12 protein-coding genes are annotated in these 15,637 nt (G+C 41.8%); 10 read left to right on the forward strand and 2 right to left on the reverse strand.

The window, feature by feature from the left end; all coding sequences use genetic code 11:
• The first annotated feature begins 614 nt into the window (after positions 1-614).
• From BHV72_RS08195 to BHV72_RS08230, 8 genes are all read left to right on the forward strand, one after another.
• On the forward strand, positions 615-1,487 hold the full coding sequence (locus BHV72_RS08195; RefSeq protein ID WP_182317084.1) for a calycin-like domain-containing protein: 873 nt from the start codon (positions 615-617) through the stop codon (positions 1,485-1,487).
• A gap of 18 nt (positions 1,488-1,505) precedes the next feature.
• Complete coding sequence (locus BHV72_RS08200) at positions 1,506-2,168, forward strand: HmuY family protein (RefSeq protein ID WP_122265085.1); 663 nt, start codon at positions 1,506-1,508, stop codon at positions 2,166-2,168.
• A gap of 17 nt (positions 2,169-2,185) precedes the next feature.
• A complete protein-coding gene (locus BHV72_RS08205) occupies positions 2,186-4,327 on the forward strand; it encodes a TonB-dependent receptor (protein ID WP_122265076.1) in 2,142 nt (713 codons plus the stop codon).
• A gap of 39 nt (positions 4,328-4,366) precedes the next feature.
• Positions 4,367-8,584, forward strand: coding sequence for a cobaltochelatase subunit CobN (locus BHV72_RS08210; protein ID WP_286855573.1), 4,218 nt, complete (start codon positions 4,367-4,369; stop codon positions 8,582-8,584).
• 29 nt (positions 8,585-8,613) lie between these two features.
• Positions 8,614-9,315 (forward strand): HmuT family protein, encoded by a 702-nt coding sequence (gene hmuT / locus BHV72_RS08215; protein WP_005681239.1) that lies wholly within the window; start codon positions 8,614-8,616, stop codon positions 9,313-9,315.
• Between the two features lie 34 nt (positions 9,316-9,349).
• Positions 9,350-9,964, forward strand: coding sequence for a MotA/TolQ/ExbB proton channel family protein (locus tag BHV72_RS08220; protein ID WP_005675625.1), 615 nt, complete (start codon positions 9,350-9,352; stop codon positions 9,962-9,964).
• Complete coding sequence (locus BHV72_RS08225) at positions 9,961-10,287, forward strand: DUF2149 domain-containing protein (RefSeq protein WP_122265073.1); 327 nt, start codon at positions 9,961-9,963, stop codon at positions 10,285-10,287. Before BHV72_RS08220 ends, BHV72_RS08225 begins: the two co-directional genes overlap by 4 nt.
• A gap of 287 nt (positions 10,288-10,574) precedes the next feature.
• Positions 10,575-10,835 carry a hypothetical protein gene (locus tag BHV72_RS08230; protein WP_005681241.1) on the forward strand — a complete coding sequence of 87 codons (261 nt, stop codon included), beginning with the start codon at positions 10,575-10,577 and terminating at the stop codon, positions 10,833-10,835.
• A gap of 189 nt (positions 10,836-11,024) precedes the next feature.
• On the opposite strand, the gene BHV72_RS08235 is transcribed toward BHV72_RS08230, so the two are convergent.
• Both BHV72_RS08235 and BHV72_RS08240 read right to left on the reverse strand, forming a co-directional pair.
• Positions 11,025-11,693, reverse strand: a complete 669-nt coding sequence (locus tag BHV72_RS08235) for a bifunctional 4-hydroxy-2-oxoglutarate aldolase/2-dehydro-3-deoxy-phosphogluconate aldolase (protein WP_122265072.1) — start codon at positions 11,691-11,693, stop codon at positions 11,025-11,027.
• A 50-nt stretch (positions 11,694-11,743) separates the two neighbouring features.
• Positions 11,744-12,775: a sugar kinase gene (locus tag BHV72_RS08240; RefSeq protein ID WP_286855575.1), complete on the reverse strand. Its 1,032-nt coding sequence runs from the start codon at positions 12,773-12,775 to the stop codon at positions 11,744-11,746.
• Between the two features lie 256 nt (positions 12,776-13,031).
• Here BHV72_RS08240 and BHV72_RS08245 point away from each other — a divergent pair, with 256 nt between their 5' ends.
• Together BHV72_RS08245 and BHV72_RS08250 are read left to right on the forward strand one after the other, a co-directional pair.
• On the forward strand, positions 13,032-14,096 hold the full coding sequence (locus BHV72_RS08245) for a LacI family DNA-binding transcriptional regulator (protein WP_005681243.1): 1,065 nt from the start codon (positions 13,032-13,034) through the stop codon (positions 14,094-14,096).
• 31 nt (positions 14,097-14,127) lie between these two features.
• Entirely contained in the window at positions 14,128-15,618 is a 1,491-nt protein-coding gene (locus tag BHV72_RS08250) for a UxaA family hydrolase (RefSeq protein WP_005675619.1), read from the forward strand.
• The last annotated feature ends 19 nt before the right edge of the window (positions 15,619-15,637 follow it).

Consider the following 15,637-nt stretch of genomic DNA (forward strand, 5'->3'; position numbering starts at 1 on the left):
CTATTTTTTTCGTTTTTCGGAAATGGATTAAATGTTTTGCGCAAAAATACAAACAAAATAGGGCAATAATCGTTAGACTATTGCCCTATATCATATCTATCCTGATACTAAAACATATCAGTCTGAATGCTATTTATGTATCTATTTTTCTTATATCACTCATGCTATTTATCACTTTTATTTCTTCAAAGATACAAAATAAAAAGTCGTTTGTCAAGTATTCCAGAAGAAAAGCAGATTATTCACGCACGCTGAGATAATAAGGGGACTATCAGTAAGCTTCACTGACGTGTTACATTTTCCAGCTCAAAAATGAGAAAAATTCAGATTTGAGATATTCGTAAATTAGTGATTACCAATAACGGGATTTCCCCTCATGCCGCAGTGGCATGGGTAGGAGAATCGAACGACTAATTCAAAGCTTAAATGAAAAAGCCGTGATTTCCTCATTTTCAAATTCCAAAGTGAAAAGAATTGGTTCAAACTTTTTATAATACCTACATATGATTAACGTCTCAACTCTTTTTCATTTCTTTTGGGTATTTTTCCACATTTCAGTTCCCCGTACCTTTGCAACTGAAAAATTTATTAATCATTATCTATCAATATTAAGTATGAAAATTTTAAACTTTTGGACAGTTGCTCTTATGGCACTATCATTTTCAACAACATTTGTTTCTTGCGGTGACGACAACGATATAAATCTTGCAAAGGAAATTGCCGGCACTTATAATGGATATTCAGTCGGTGAATGCGATATGTTCTCAGACTATTTGTTGGGCGATCAATCCAGCGCAACAATAACCGGTAACGAAGACGGTAGCATTAATTTGGTATATAAATCCGGTTCAGGTGATTTCCGCCTGAATAATTTAAAACTTTCCTCGAAATCTTTCAGTGGTTCAGGTGAAGTGGTGATGTCCATGGGCAGTGGCACAGGTAGTAGTTATAACTACACACTGGAAGGTAGTGTAAATGAATCCAAAGTGTTAACCTTGAAGACTAATGTAGATATTCCGACACCCATAGGAGAAATGGAAATCGTGTTCATGCAAGGAGAAACACCGATAACTTATAATATAGCTGCTACCTATCAGTATAACAGTTCATTGTCTATCAGTGTTGGAGATACATCCTACGGCACAACTGATGAATGTAAAGCTGTTATCAAACGTGTATCGGACACAACGGTAGACATTACTTTAAGCGGTTTCGCTAACTTGTCAGGTGCCGGTGGTCATATGAGTTTAGGTAATTTCACTATCAGTGGAGTCAATGTAACAGCCGGAGCAAACGGAACCTATTCACTCAGCCTGGGAGAATATGAATCTACCGACAGCAATGGAAAAGCTATCACAGGAGAAAGCCTGAGCGGTACAATCGCAGCAGACGGTACTGCTACTATTAACACTGACTTCAAGCCGGGTAGTATGCCGATAGCTATTTCCACAGTATTTACAGGAAGTGATACAGCAAGTGCAGAATAAACAATCTAAATGAAAGAAATGAAAAGAAGCAATAACACTATTTTTAAATATACAATGATACTGGGAGCGGCTATGTCGCTCTCAGCTTGTAATGGATTATTTGAGAATATTTATGACGCCCCCACAGAAACTGAAATGGAAATCAAAGAAAATAGTTTCTCACAAATCAAAACTGTTGAGTACACAGAGTGGGCATATATTGATTTTTCCGGTCGTAAAGTTACCACAGTCAAAATCGGGAAAGAATATGAAAGCGAAATACCCGATAATTGGGATATCGCCATTCATCGCTATGATATAAAAACGAATGAAGGGGCAGCTTACCAAACGAGCTACACAAGTTTTGATGCCCTGAAAGCAAACGGAAAATTGCCTGATGACAAAGACTTTGTTAAAGATGAATGGACAACGGACAAAATTGCTATTGATATGTCCGGCATGATGGAAGGAAACATTGTCTATACCGACTCTTATTATAACAGTATCCTATCCACCTGGCTGAATGTAGATACTTCGACTATGCCACCTATCTACACAATGTCCAATCAGGTCTACCTGATACGACTGAAAGACAACACCTATGCAGCCATTCGTTTTACCAACTATACCAATGCCAAAGGTATAAAGGGATACATCGACTTCGACTTCCTATATCCATTTGATTTCGAAGAAAATAACTAAGAAAACAATAACAAAGAATGAAACCTACATTTATAATATTATTATTTTCCTTTATAGCAACTTGCTCCACATTTGCACAACAATCCAGTAATTATGTCAGCGGACGTGTAACTGATACAAACGGGGGACCCCTTCCCGGCGCCACAATCTCTATAAAAGGAAAAGGAACTGGAGCCGTCACCACATCCGACGGAACATATACATTGCAACTACCCGGAACTGGCGTGTATATCATTACCGCCTCTTACGTAGGTTATCAAACAGCAGAAAAGAAATTCACAACGGACGAAAACAAAAAACTAAGTTTCCGTCTATCCGAAGATCAATTTGACTTAGGAACGGTAGTAGTTACCGGTACCCGTACTCCCAAACTGCTGAAAGATGCACCTATCATTACACGGGTGATTACCTCGGAAGATATTAAAAAGGTAAATGCCAATAATGTAGCCGACTTGTTAAAGACTGAACTTCCCGGCATTGAATTCACTTTTGCTATGGACCAGCAAACCTCTATCAATATGCAAGGCTTCGGCGGAAACTCTGTATTATTTCTTGTAGACGGGGAACGTTTGGCCGGTGAAACGCTAAATAACGTAGACTACGACCGTCTGAACCTTGATAATGTAGAACGCATCGAGATTGTGAAAGGTGCAGCATCCACCCTTTACGGTTCAAGCGCTATCGGAGGGGTTATCAACATCATTACACGCGAATCGGATGACCCATGGAATTTAAATCTTAATTCACGCTTCTCCGAGCACAATGACCATCGATATGGCGGTACTGTGGGATTCAATGCAGGTAAATTCAACAGCCTGACCAATGTACAATATAATAATGTAGATACGTATGGCGTAGATAATCCGGGAGATTTCTCAACTGTATTCGGAAGCCGAGTATGGAACTTCAAGGAACGGCTGATCTATCACCCATTGGAAACACTTAAACTGACCGCAAGAGCCGGGTATTATTTCCGTGAACGTAATAAACCGGGAGACACTCAAGACAGATACCGGGATTTCAACGGTGGGCTAAAAGCAAATTATACATTCAACACATTAAGTAATCTTGAAGTCGGTTACACTTTCGACCAATATGACAAAAGTGATTACCAGGTACTCTATAAAAATGATGTACGTGATTATAGCAATGTGCAGCATAATGTACACGCTCTTTATAATTACACTTTCAATGAAAAACATACGTTGACTGTCGGAGCCGATTACCTTCGCGATTATCTGATGTCTTACCAATTCACTGATAACGCTAACTATATCATGCATACAGCAGATGCTTTCGGACAATTCGACTGGAATCCGACTGAAAGACTAAATGTAATCGCCGGATTACGGTTCGATTATTTCTCCGATTCCAATGTTCGTCATTTATCCCCGCATTTGGGAATGATGTATAAGATTGGTAACTGTTCATTGAGAGGTTCTTATTCACAAGGATTCCGCTCACCGACTTTAAAAGAAATGTATATGGTGTTCAATATGGCAAACATGATGATGATTTATGGAAATCCTGATCTTAAATCAGAAACAAGCCACAACTTCTCCCTGTCTGCCGAGTACACAAAAAACCGTTACAATTTTTCTGTAACAGGATATTATAATCTGGTACACAACCGTATTAACACAGTTTACAGCGATGATCCCAAAGGACAAATATATACCAATACCGACAAAGTGGACATTGCAGGAGTGGACGCTAACATCTCTGCCAAATACCCCTGTGGATTAGGATTTCGTATGTCATACACTTACATCCATGAATTTATGCGTGACGGGCAGAAAAAATTCACAGATACGCGCCCGCATACGGCAACTGTAAGAGTAGACTGGGGCGAAAACCTAGATAAAGTAGATTTCAATTATTCACTCAACGGACGCATCTTGTCAGAAGTAAAAACAAACGTATACAACGATAGCTTCAACAACCCTGCTGCCGGAAGCACTGCTGTTACGTACCCGGGATATATGATTTGGGATTTAACCTTCTCGGTGGGAGTATTCAAAGGTGTGAATATGAATCTGGCTATTAATAACTTGTTTAACTATGTACCGGATTATTATTATTTCAATTCACCCACTACGACAGGAGCTAATCTGACACTAGGTCTTTCGTTGGATATAGATCGGTTCTTCAAAAAATAAACAACAATAAAACTACATACAAAGCTAAAAATAAGAGAAATGAAAAAGAAAAGTAAAATCATCTTAGGTGTGTGCATCGTTGCAGCCGTCCTGATAGGCATATCTATCTGGAATGCCTGGTTCAGCGCCACAAAGATTGCTTTCGTCAACTTCCAGACCATACAGCAGGGAAGCATATCGAAAGCAAATGACAATTCATTCATCAAACTCAGCGAAGTATCGCTTGCCAACCTCGACCGCCTGTCAAATTATGATATGGTATTTGTTAACGGCATGGGACTGCGTATCGTTGAAGAACAGCGTCAGCAAATACAGCAGGCAGCAGACAAAGGTGTCCCTGTGTACACATCAATGGCCACCAATCCTACCAACAATATCTGTAACCTCGATAGTGTACAACAGAATCTGATACGCCGCTATCTGAGCAATGGCGGAAAAACGAACTACAGGAATATGTTGAACTACATCCGTAAAGCCATTGATGGAAAAACATATTCCACAACTGAAATGGAAGACCCGGTAGAAAGGCCGAGCGATATGTTGTATCATGCCGGAATCAGTAATCCGGACGATGAGCTGGAATTTCTCACAGTTACCGACTATGAGAAATTTATGAAAGACAACAACCTCTACAAAGAAGGAGCTCGAAGAATTATAATTACCGGACAAATGGCAGATGCTACCGACCTCATCAAAGCTCTCGAAAAAGAAGGCTACAACGTTTATCCGGTTCAGTCAATGACAAGATTCATGTCGTTTATTGATGAAGTGCAGCCTGACGCTGTTATTAATATGGCTCACGGACGCATGGGGGATAGAATGGTAGATTATCTGAAAACTAAGAATATTCTGCTTTTTGCCCCACTCACGATCAACAGCCTTGTGGATGAATGGGAAAACGATCCGTTGGGTATGTCCGGTGGTTTTATGTCACAAAGCATTGTGACACCGGAAATAGATGGTGCTATCCGCCCCTTTGCCCTTTTTGCACAATATGAAGACAAAGAAGGATTACGCCACTCATACGCCATTCCCGAACGACTGAAAACATTCGTTTCCACTATCAACAACTATCTGAATCTGAAAACAAAGCCTAATAAAGACAAAAAGGTTGCTATCTACTATTACAAAGGACCGGGACAAAATGCCTTGACGGCTGCCGGAATGGAAGTAGTACCTTCGCTCTACAATCTCTTGCTTCGCATGAAACAGGAAGGTTATAATGTGTCAGGACTTCCTGCCAATGCACAAGAACTTGCAAAAATGATACAAGCACAAGGTGCAGTATTCAACTCGTATGCAGAGGGGGCTTTTGACGAGTTCATGAAAAACGGAAATCCGGAATTAATTACAAAAGAACAATATGAAAGCTGGGTGAAAGAATCGCTTCGTCCTGAAAAATATGCAGAAGTCGTTGCTGCCGACGGAGAGTTTCCCGGAAACTATATGGTCACTTCGGACGGATGTTTGGGCGTAGCCCGGTTACAGTTCGGTAATATCGTGTTAATGCCACAGAATGCAGCAGGAAGTGGAGACAATTCTTTTCAGGTAGTTCATGGAACGAACGCTGCTCCTCCGCATACTTATATCGCTTCTTATTTATGGATGCAGCACGGTTTCAAAGCTGATGCACTCATTCATTTCGGAACACATGGCAGTTTGGAATTCACTCCTAAAAAACAAGTTGCCCTATGCAGCAATGACTGGCCGGACCGTCTGGTCGGAACTGTTCCTCACTTTTATCTCTATTCTATCGGAAATGTAGGTGAAGGAATGATGGCAAAACGCCGTTCGTATGCGACACTGCAATCTTACCTTACTCCTCCTTTCCTCGAAAGTAGCGTGCGCGGTATCTATCGTGAGCTTATGGAGAAAATCAAGATTTACAATAACTCCGCAAAAGAGAATAAAGAGCAGGAATCGCTGGCCATCAAAGCATTGACAGTAAAAATGGGAATCCACCGAGATTTAGGTCTAGACAGCATCACCAACAAGCCTTATACAGAGGATGAAATCGCCCGTATAGAAAACTTCGCCGAAGAATTGGCCACAGAAAAAATCACCGGGCAACTTTATACTATGGGTGTTCCGTATGAACCGGAACGGATTACTTCTTCTGTTTACGCAATGGCAACAGAACCTATCGCATACAGCCTTTTGGCTCTTGACAAGCAACGTGGAAAAGCAACGAACGCTATCAACAAACACCGGAGTCTTTTTACACAGCAATATCTAAATCCTGCCCGCCAGTTAGTAGAAAAGCTGATAACCAATCCTGCACAGGCAACAGACGAACTGATCTGCCGTACTGCCGGAATTACTCCTCAGGAACTGGCTAAAGCACGCCAAATAGAAGCTGACCGGAATGCTCCGAAAGGAATGATGGCGATGATGATGGTTGCCGCAGCCAAACAAGATAAAGATGATAAGAACAAGAAAATGGGAGGACATCCTGCACAGCAAAGTGAAAAGTCCCCTCATGAGAAAATTCCCGAAAGCATGAAAGAAGCCATGAAGAAAATGGGCACTAACATGGATCCGGGAAAAGCTCCTAAAGAGTATAGCAAAGAAGATATAGAGTTTTCTTTGGCTGTCACAGAAGTGGAACGCACTATTAAGAATATAGGAAACTATAAAAATGCACTTTTGACAAGTCCTGAAGAAGAACTGGCTAGTCTGATGAATGCATTGAAAGGAGGCTACACCACCCCTACCCCGGGAGGTGACCCCATAGCTAATCCGAATACATTGCCTACCGGACGCAATATGTACGCTATCAACGCTGAAGCGACTCCTACTGAATCGGCATGGGAAAAAGGGATTGCTTTAGCCAAACAAACGATTGATACGTACAAACAACGTCATAACGATTCTATACCACGGAAAGTAAGCTATACACTCTGGTCCTCCGAGTTCATCGAGACCGGGGGAGCAACGATTGCTCAAGTCCTTTATATGCTTGGTGTAGAACCTGTTCGTGATGCTTTCGGCCGTGTCAGCGATTTAAAATTGATTCCTTCGGCAGAACTGGGTCGTCCGCGTATTGATGTGGTAGTTCAGACCTCCGGACAACTTCGTGACCTTGCCGCCTCCCGTCTTTTCCTGATTAACCGTGCGGTAGAAATGGCTGCCGGTGCCAAAGATGATAAATACGAGAACCAAGTAGCGACAAGTGTAATTGAGGCTGAACGGGTATTGACAGAAAAAGGATTGAGCCCGAAAGACGCCCGGGAGATTTCAACTTTCCGCATATTCGGAGGAATAAACGGTATGTACGGTACCGGTATTCAGGAAATGGTGGAATCCGGTGACCGTTGGGAAAATGAATCGGAACTTGCTACTACCTATCTCAATAATATGGGAGCTTATTACGGTAGTGAAAAGAACTGGGAAGTTTTCCAAAAATTTGCTTTTGAAGCAGCATTGACACGTACAGATGTAGTAGTACAGCCACGTCAAAGCAATACTTGGGGTGCCTTAAGCCTTGACCATGTATATGAGTTTATGGGAGGCATGAATCTTGCCGTTCGCAATGTGACCGGTAAAGATCCGGACGCTTACCTCAGCGACTATCGCAATCGTAATAACATGAAAATGCAGGAACTTAAAGAAGCTGTCGGTGTAGAAAGTCGTACGACTATTCTCAATCCGGTCTATATTAAAGAGAAAATGAAAGGAGGAGCTTCTTCTGCGAGTGAATTTGCAGAAGTTATCACCAACACTTATGGTTGGAATGTGATGAAAACTGCCGCCATTGATAAAGAACTTTGGGATAATATCTATAATGTATATGTAAAAGACGAGCTTAACTTGGGAGTAAAGAAATACTTTGAACAACAGAATCCTGCCGCTCTCGAGGAAATGACGGCTGTCATGCTCGAAAGTGCCCGCAAAGGATTATGGAAAGCCAGCGAAGAACAAGTAGCAGAATTGAGTAAGTTACATACGGAGATAGTCAACAATTATCGTCCGTCCTGTTCGGGCTTCGTCTGCGACAATGCAAAACTACGCGATTATATTGCTTCTAAAGCAGATGCGCCAACAGCCGCACAATACAAAGAGAATATCTCCAAAATCCGTGAAGCAAAAGCAAGCGGAAATGACAAAGGAGTAGTGATGAAAAAAGAAGAAATGAACCAGACCACTGAAGAACAAACAAATACATTAAGCAATGTAGCTGTCGGTATTGCTGTTATCATTGTCCTACTTGCTTTAATCCTCTTTGTACGCAAACGCCGTAAAAGCAGCCAAATGTAATTGTAACTCATAATTTGTAATTAGCAAAAATGAATACAGTTGTCCTTGTACTTATGCTTCTGACAGCATTTAATTTTCTGCTGAAGCAAACATTTTGGAAAGTAATAGCGGTGTGTGTTATCGCCGCTATCTGCGCTGCGTTTGCCGGATTAATGTGGCCGTATGCTATTGAACAGTCTAAAACCCAGATAGCAAATTGGCTTAGTAATCAACCTTTGATGTTGGATACAGCTGTATTGCTTAGTGTGGAGGTCTGCGTGCAAATGGCTTACGCCATGCTGGCTGTCCACGTGGCGAACGATTATCCGGTCAAACCTCGTATGATTGTGATGTACCGCTTTCTCCGCTGGTTTCCTGGATTATTGATATTCCCGGTTCTATTCAGCGGGTTAATATACCTGATATTCGCCTTTCCGGGCATTTCCTTTCAGACAATAGCCTGGAGTTATGCCGGTTTTATCCTGATAGCAATTCCTTCCGGCAGATATTTATTGCTCTATTTGTTACCGGAGAAGGAATTACGCCTCGAATTGTTCTTCCTCACTAATGCACTGGTAGCTATCCTAGGAATTGTAGCCACCGTCAACGGAAGAACTTCGGCGACAGGTGTCAGCGAAATAGACTGGCAAGCACTGGCAGGCGTTTTGGTTATCACTCTGGCCGGTGGAATCATCGGTCTTGTCTGGTGGAACTTTCGGAACAGAAACAAACAGAAAAGCATGAAGCAATAAAAAGAATCAATTACCTATTAAATAATCAACAACAATGAACTTTATATCAGATATTTTATATTGGATTTCAACAGGATTACTTGTTCCTGTCATCGTATTATTAATCATTCTCTTCTGCCGGGCACTGTTACTTGCAGGCAGTTTCTACGGACAGTATATGTCCATTCGCAAAACAGAAGCTTTGCTCCGCAATGAACTGGGGAAACTAACTTCTGAAACAGTAGGAGAACTAAATTCCAAGTTACCGGAAAAGTCGCGTTCACTCGTTATTATGTATATGCGTCAGGTACTGGATGCCCGTGATACTCCCGCACAAGTACAACGTTTATTGGCTAACTTTGAGATTGCAGCCGACAAAGACCTTGCAATCTCAAAAACGCTGACCAAACTAGGTCCTATCTTAGGATTAATGGGTACTTTGATTCCAATGGGCCCTGCCCTGGCCGGACTGGCAAGCGGAGATATTGCTTCCATGGCTTATAATATGCAGATTGCCTTTGCCACGACCGTGGTCGGATTGGTAGCAGGTGCCGTCGGGTTTCTCACACAGCAGGTTAAGCAACGTTGGTATCTGCAAGATATGACCAATCTCGAATTTATCGCTGAACTTCTGAACGAAAACCGTACTACTAAAACTACTGAGAAATGAAACATAACCTATTACGAAAAGAAGAAGACTCCGACCCCATCAGCGTAGTATCCAACTTGTTTGACGTTGCTATGGTATTTGCAGTAGCTTTAATGGTTGCCCTTGTCAGCCGCTACAACATGACTGAGGTATTCTCGCAAGAAGACTTCACCATGGTGAAAAATCCGGGTAAGGAAAATATGGAAATCATCACCAAAGAAGGAGAAAAAATCAATCGGTATACTCCTTCGGAGGACCAGGATAAAAAAGAAGGGAAACGTGGCAAGAAAATCGGTATCGCCTATGAATTGGATAACGGGGAAATAATTTACGTACCCGAATAATTGTTACTCTAACACTACTACACGGATAATGCCTACAAATATTATCCGTGTAACTCTCTAAAGAACTCACACGACATGGCACTCTTATCAAAAGACAACAAGAAAGAAAGGCCTTAAAAATTGACCTACATCAAATCTTTTAAAAAGAATGCACTCCCCTTGATTCATCATTTACTTTTTTAATTACCTTTGCAACAATCTTTGCTCCCTTAAACAAAAGTCTATGTACTATGTTATAACTGATAACAATTACAAGAATTCAGATACAAATAAAAAGGGAAAAAGATATGTTTACAGAAATAACAGAGGATACAATATCTGCAACAGATAGCTGTCAAATGGAAACAACAGGAACAACACTAAAGGTCTCTCCTGCCACACAGCCAACCAATCAGGTTACGTCAGAAACTTACACTGTCATTCCTCCACGACGTACCTTCAATGAACAAAAGCCATTCGTTTTTTCTATTATCGGTTTTGCCGTATTCTATATTATAGCTCTTATTGTCGGGCGTGTCATCAAAATGCGATTGCCTCATCATTCTTAATGAAAAGTAACAAAAAACAAGCCACCGAAATGAATCACTCATTCCGATGACCTATCCCCTTTAAACACCTTTAAACAAAATGAAAATATGCCTCATTACTAACTAAACTAACTAACCCTTTGAGGCATATTTTGAAGAGGCTGTCTCACCAGCCTCTTTTTTATTATAGACAGCTTTCGCTCTCTAATCTTATTTACGAGCTTCAGCAATATAGCCGAGAGCTTCTTCGCATTTAGCTGTTACATAAGCCCAGTCTTCTGCTGCCACTTTATCTTTCGGGAACAATTTAGACCCCATGCCTACACAGAATACACCAGCCTTAATCCATGCTGTCAGGTTTTCTTTTGTAGGTTCTACCCCACCTGTCACCATTAACTTAGACCATGGCATCGGAGCCATTAAACCTTTCACGAAGTTTGTTCCGTAAACATCACCCGGGAATACTTTGCAAAGGTCGCAACCTACTTCCTGAGCGCAACCAACTTCTGATACAGAACCACAACCCGGAGTATAAGCCACTGAACGACGGTTACATACCTTAGCAATTTCAGGATTGAACAATGGACCTACTACGAAGTTAGCACCCAGTTGCAAATACATAGCGGCAGTAGCCGGATCAACGATAGAACCGATACCGATTGCCATTTCAGGACATTCTTTTGCTGCGAATTTTACGATTTCAGCAAATACTTCCTGTGCAAAGTCACCACGATTGGTAAACTCAAAAGCACGAACACCACCGTCATAACAAGCCTTTACCACTTTTTTTGCAATTTCTGCATCTTTGTGATAGAATACAGGAACCATTCCTGTAGAACCGATTTTATTCAATACGGCTATTTTATCGAATTTTGCCATTTTAATCTCCTATTTTAAATGAATTGTTTTTAAACTTTCAACTTATCTCTTTATCTCTGTACACGACCGCTTGCATCACCACCAGCCAATGCTTCCACTTCCTCTACGGAAACAAGGTTAAAATCACCATTAATAGTGTGTTTCAAGGCAGACGCAGCCACTGCAAATTCAAGAGCTTCGCCCTGATTAGGTTTAGTCATCAAACCGTGGATGATACCACCGGAGAATGAGTCACCACCACCTACACGGTCGATAATCGGATCAATATCATAACGTTTTGAAGTATAGAATTCTTCGCCGTTGTAAATCATAGCTTTCCAACCGTTGTGAGTTGCGGAGAAAGATTCGCGCAATGTAGAAACAACATATTTGAATCCGAATTCTTTCATCATCTGTTGAAAGATACCTTTGTAGCCTTCAGCATCTGTGTGACCGGCCTCAACGTCTGCATCCGGTTTGAAGCCCAGGCAAAGTTCTGCATCTTCTTCGTTACCGATACATACATCGACAAACTGCATCAACGGTTTCATAATAGACTGTGCTTTTTCCTTTGTCCACAGTTTCTTACGGAAATTCAAGTCAACAGAAACAGTTACACCATGACGTTTTGCAGCTTCACAAGCCAAACGAGTCAGTTCGGCAGCCTTGTCAGAGATAGCCGGAGTGATGCCAGACCAATGGAACCAGTCAGCGCCTTCCATGATAGCGTCAAAGTCGAAGTCAACAGCGTCGGCTTCAGCAATAGCAGAATGAGCGCGGTCATAGATAACCTTGCTAGGACGCATAGAAGCACCTGTTTCAAGATAGTAGATACCTACACGATCGCCGCCACGAGCAATAAAGTCTGTCTTCACACCATACTTACGCAATGCGTTAACAGCAGACTGTCCAATTTCGTGTTTCGGCAATTTAGTTACGAAATAGGCGTCATGTCCGTAGTTGGCACAGCTTACAGCAACGTTCGCTTCTCCACCACCATATACTACATCAAAAGAATCAGATTGAACAAAACGAGTATTACCCGGAGTTGATAATCTAAGCATGATTTCGCCTAATGTAACGACTTTCTCCCATAATCTTATGTTTTAAATTCTAAGTTATTAATATTATGAACTTTCAATTTATCATTTTTAGCTAATTTTCGAGCTTAACACACTGATATAATGACTATTAATCCATAAATAGGATAGGATACAACACCTTTCGTGTGCGGGCACAAAGATACAACAATTTTCGTAATTACAAAAATTGTTATATATTTGTATCGAAAATATTAAGATTATTATTGTGTGCGATATTGTGTGCGAGCACAAAAACCTATATAAATAAGGTAATCGTATGAATAAATTGCCCGAAAGAATCAGAATTAAAGATATCGCGCGTCTGGCAGATGTATCAGTAGGAACGGTAGACCGTGTGATCCACAGTCGTAGCGGAGTATCGGAAGCAAGTAAGAAACGAGTGGAAGAAATTCTAAAACAGCTTGACTACCAGCCTAATATGTATGCCAGTGCGCTGGCTTCCAATAAGAAATATACGTTCATATGCCTTTTGCCGGAACATTTGGAAGGTGAATACTGGACTGCCGTAGAACTGGGTATCCACGAGGCTATTGCTACCTATTCAGATTTTAATACCTCGGTGAAAATCAACTACTACGACCCATACGACTATCATTCCTTTGTTGATGCCAGCGAAACGATTATCACTCTTCAACCGGACGGAGTTATGGTGGCCCCCACCGCTCCGCAATATACGAAAGGATTCACCGACCAGCTGCACACACTAGACATACCTTATATATATATAGACTCGAATATCAAGGATGTTCCTCCCCTCGCCTTCTTCGGCCAGAACTCACGTCAGAGCGGATATTTTGCTGCACGGATGTTGATGCTGCTCGCCAGAGATGAAAAAGAAATCGTCATTTTCCGTAAAATACATGAAGGAATTGTCGGTTCTAACCAGCAAGAGAACAGAGAAATCGGATTCAGGCAGTACATGGAAGAATATCATCCGTCTTGTACTATACTGGAGCTCGACTTGCATGCCGAACGCAACGACGAAGACAATGAGATGCTGGATGAACTCTTCCGCACCCACCCGACAGTGAAGAACGGAATTACTTTTAACTCCAAAGTCTACATCGTGGGCGAATATCTGCAAAGTCACGGAAAGAAAGACTTCAACCTGATAGGTTATGACCTTCTCGAACGGAATGTCACCTGCCTGAAAGAAGGAAGTGTTTCCTTCCTCATTGCCCAGCAACCGGAATTGCAAGGTTTCAATGGTATTAAAGCTCTTTGCGACCACCTTATTTTCAAGAAAGAAGTGACCTGCATCAACTATATGCCAATTGACTTGTTGACAGTAGAAACCATTGATTATTACCATAGCAAATAACAACAAAAAAACAAATCCAACTAACAAGTACATGGAAACAAAGTATTTAAGAATTAATCCTGCCGACAACGTTGCCGTTGCCATTGTTAACCTCCCGGCAGGAGAATATCTCTCCGTAGATGGAATAGAGATTACATTAAATGAAGACATCCCCGCAGGACACAAATTCGCATTAAAGAACTTCTCCGAAGGCGAAAACGTCATTAAATACGGCTATCCTATCGGACACGCCCTAATGGCAAAGAAACAAGGCGACTGGATGAACGAAACGAATATCAAAACGAACCTCGCCGGATTACTGGAATATACCTATAATCCGATTCAGGTCTCTTTGGATATCCCTCATAAAGACTTAACCTTCAAAGGCTACCGCCGCAAGAATGGCGATGTCGGCGTAAGAAATGAAATATGGATCATTCCGACTGTCGGTTGCGTAAATGGTATTATCGGACAATTAGCAGAGGGACTGCGCCGTGAAACAGCAGGAAAAGGCGTGGATGCAATCGTTGCTTTCCCACATAACTACGGCTGTTCACAGCTTGGCGACGACCATGAAAATACGAAAAAGATTCTTCGTGACATGGTGCTTCATCCCAATGCAGGTGCGGTGTTGGTAGTAGGTCTGGGTTGCGAGAATAACCAGCCGGATGTATTCCGTGAATTTCTAGGTGAGTACGACAAAGACCGTGTAAAATTCATGGTAACTCAAAAAGTAGGTGATGAATATGAAGAAGGAATGGAAATTCTGCGTGAATTGTATGCCAAAGTATCCAAAGACGAACGGACCGATGTTCCTTTGTCTGAACTCCGTGTGGGTCTGAAATGTGGTGGTTCCGACGGTTTCTCCGGCATTACAGCCAATCCGCTATTGGGTATGTTCTCCGACTTCCTGATTGCACAAGGCGGTACGAGTGTCCTGACCGAAGTGCCGGAAATGTTTGGTGCAGAGACTATCTTAATGAATCGTTGTTCAGACGAAGGCTTGTTCGAACAGACAGTACATTTGATTAATGATTTCAAAGAATACTTCCTGTCACACGGAGAGCCTGTTGGTGAAAATCCGTCTCCGGGAAACAAAGCCGGCGGTATCTCTACATTGGAAGAAAAAGCCTTAGGATGTACACAGAAATGTGGTAAGAGTTATGTGTCCGGTGTAATGCCTTACGGCGAACGCCTGCAAAAGAAAGGACTTAACCTGCTTTCTGCTCCGGGCAATGACCTGGTAGCCGCTACTACCCTTGCCGCTTGCGGATGTCACATGGTACTTTTCACTACCGGACGTGGCACGCCTTTCGGTACCTTTGTCCCGACAATGAAGATTTCCACCAATTCAAATCTAGCGAAGAACAAACCGGGTTGGATTGACTTCAATGCAGGAGTAATCGTTGAGAACGAACCAATGGAAAAGACTTGCGAACGTTTTATCGACTACGTTATCAAAGTGGCGAGCGGTGAATTCGTTAACAATGAAAAGAAAGGTTATCGCGAAATAGCTATCTTCAAGACAGGCGTTACTTTATAAAAAGATCACCGATATAGAT

The organism is Bacteroides sp. 43_46, from assembly GCF_001915455.1.
Taxonomy (GTDB): domain Bacteria; phylum Bacteroidota; class Bacteroidia; order Bacteroidales; family Bacteroidaceae; genus Bacteroides; species Bacteroides caccae.

Bases quoted from the DNA above. Each gene is read 5' to 3' on its own strand.
- BHV72_RS08245 (WP_005681243.1), top strand. From the start codon at position 13,032: ATGAATAAATTGCCCGAAAGAATCAGAATTAAAGATATCGCGCGTCTG.
- BHV72_RS08235 (WP_122265072.1), bottom strand. From the start codon at position 11,693: ATGGCAAAATTCGATAAAATAGCCGTATTGAATAAAATCGGTTCTACA.
- BHV72_RS08200 (WP_122265085.1), top strand. From the start codon at position 1,506: ATGAAAAGAAGCAATAACACTATTTTTAAATATACAATGATACTGGGA.
- BHV72_RS08205 (WP_122265076.1), top strand. From the start codon at position 2,186: ATGAAACCTACATTTATAATATTATTATTTTCCTTTATAGCAACTTGC.
- BHV72_RS08225 (WP_122265073.1), top strand. From the start codon at position 9,961: ATGAAACATAACCTATTACGAAAAGAAGAAGACTCCGACCCCATCAGC.
- BHV72_RS08250 (WP_005675619.1), top strand. From the start codon at position 14,128: ATGGAAACAAAGTATTTAAGAATTAATCCTGCCGACAACGTTGCCGTT.
- hmuT (WP_005681239.1), top strand. From the start codon at position 8,614: ATGAATACAGTTGTCCTTGTACTTATGCTTCTGACAGCATTTAATTTT.
- BHV72_RS08195 (WP_182317084.1), top strand. From the start codon at position 615: ATGAAAATTTTAAACTTTTGGACAGTTGCTCTTATGGCACTATCATTT.
- BHV72_RS08220 (WP_005675625.1), top strand. From the start codon at position 9,350: ATGAACTTTATATCAGATATTTTATATTGGATTTCAACAGGATTACTT.
- BHV72_RS08230 (WP_005681241.1), top strand. From the start codon at position 10,575: ATGTTTACAGAAATAACAGAGGATACAATATCTGCAACAGATAGCTGT.
- BHV72_RS08210 (WP_286855573.1), top strand. From the start codon at position 4,367: ATGAAAAAGAAAAGTAAAATCATCTTAGGTGTGTGCATCGTTGCAGCC.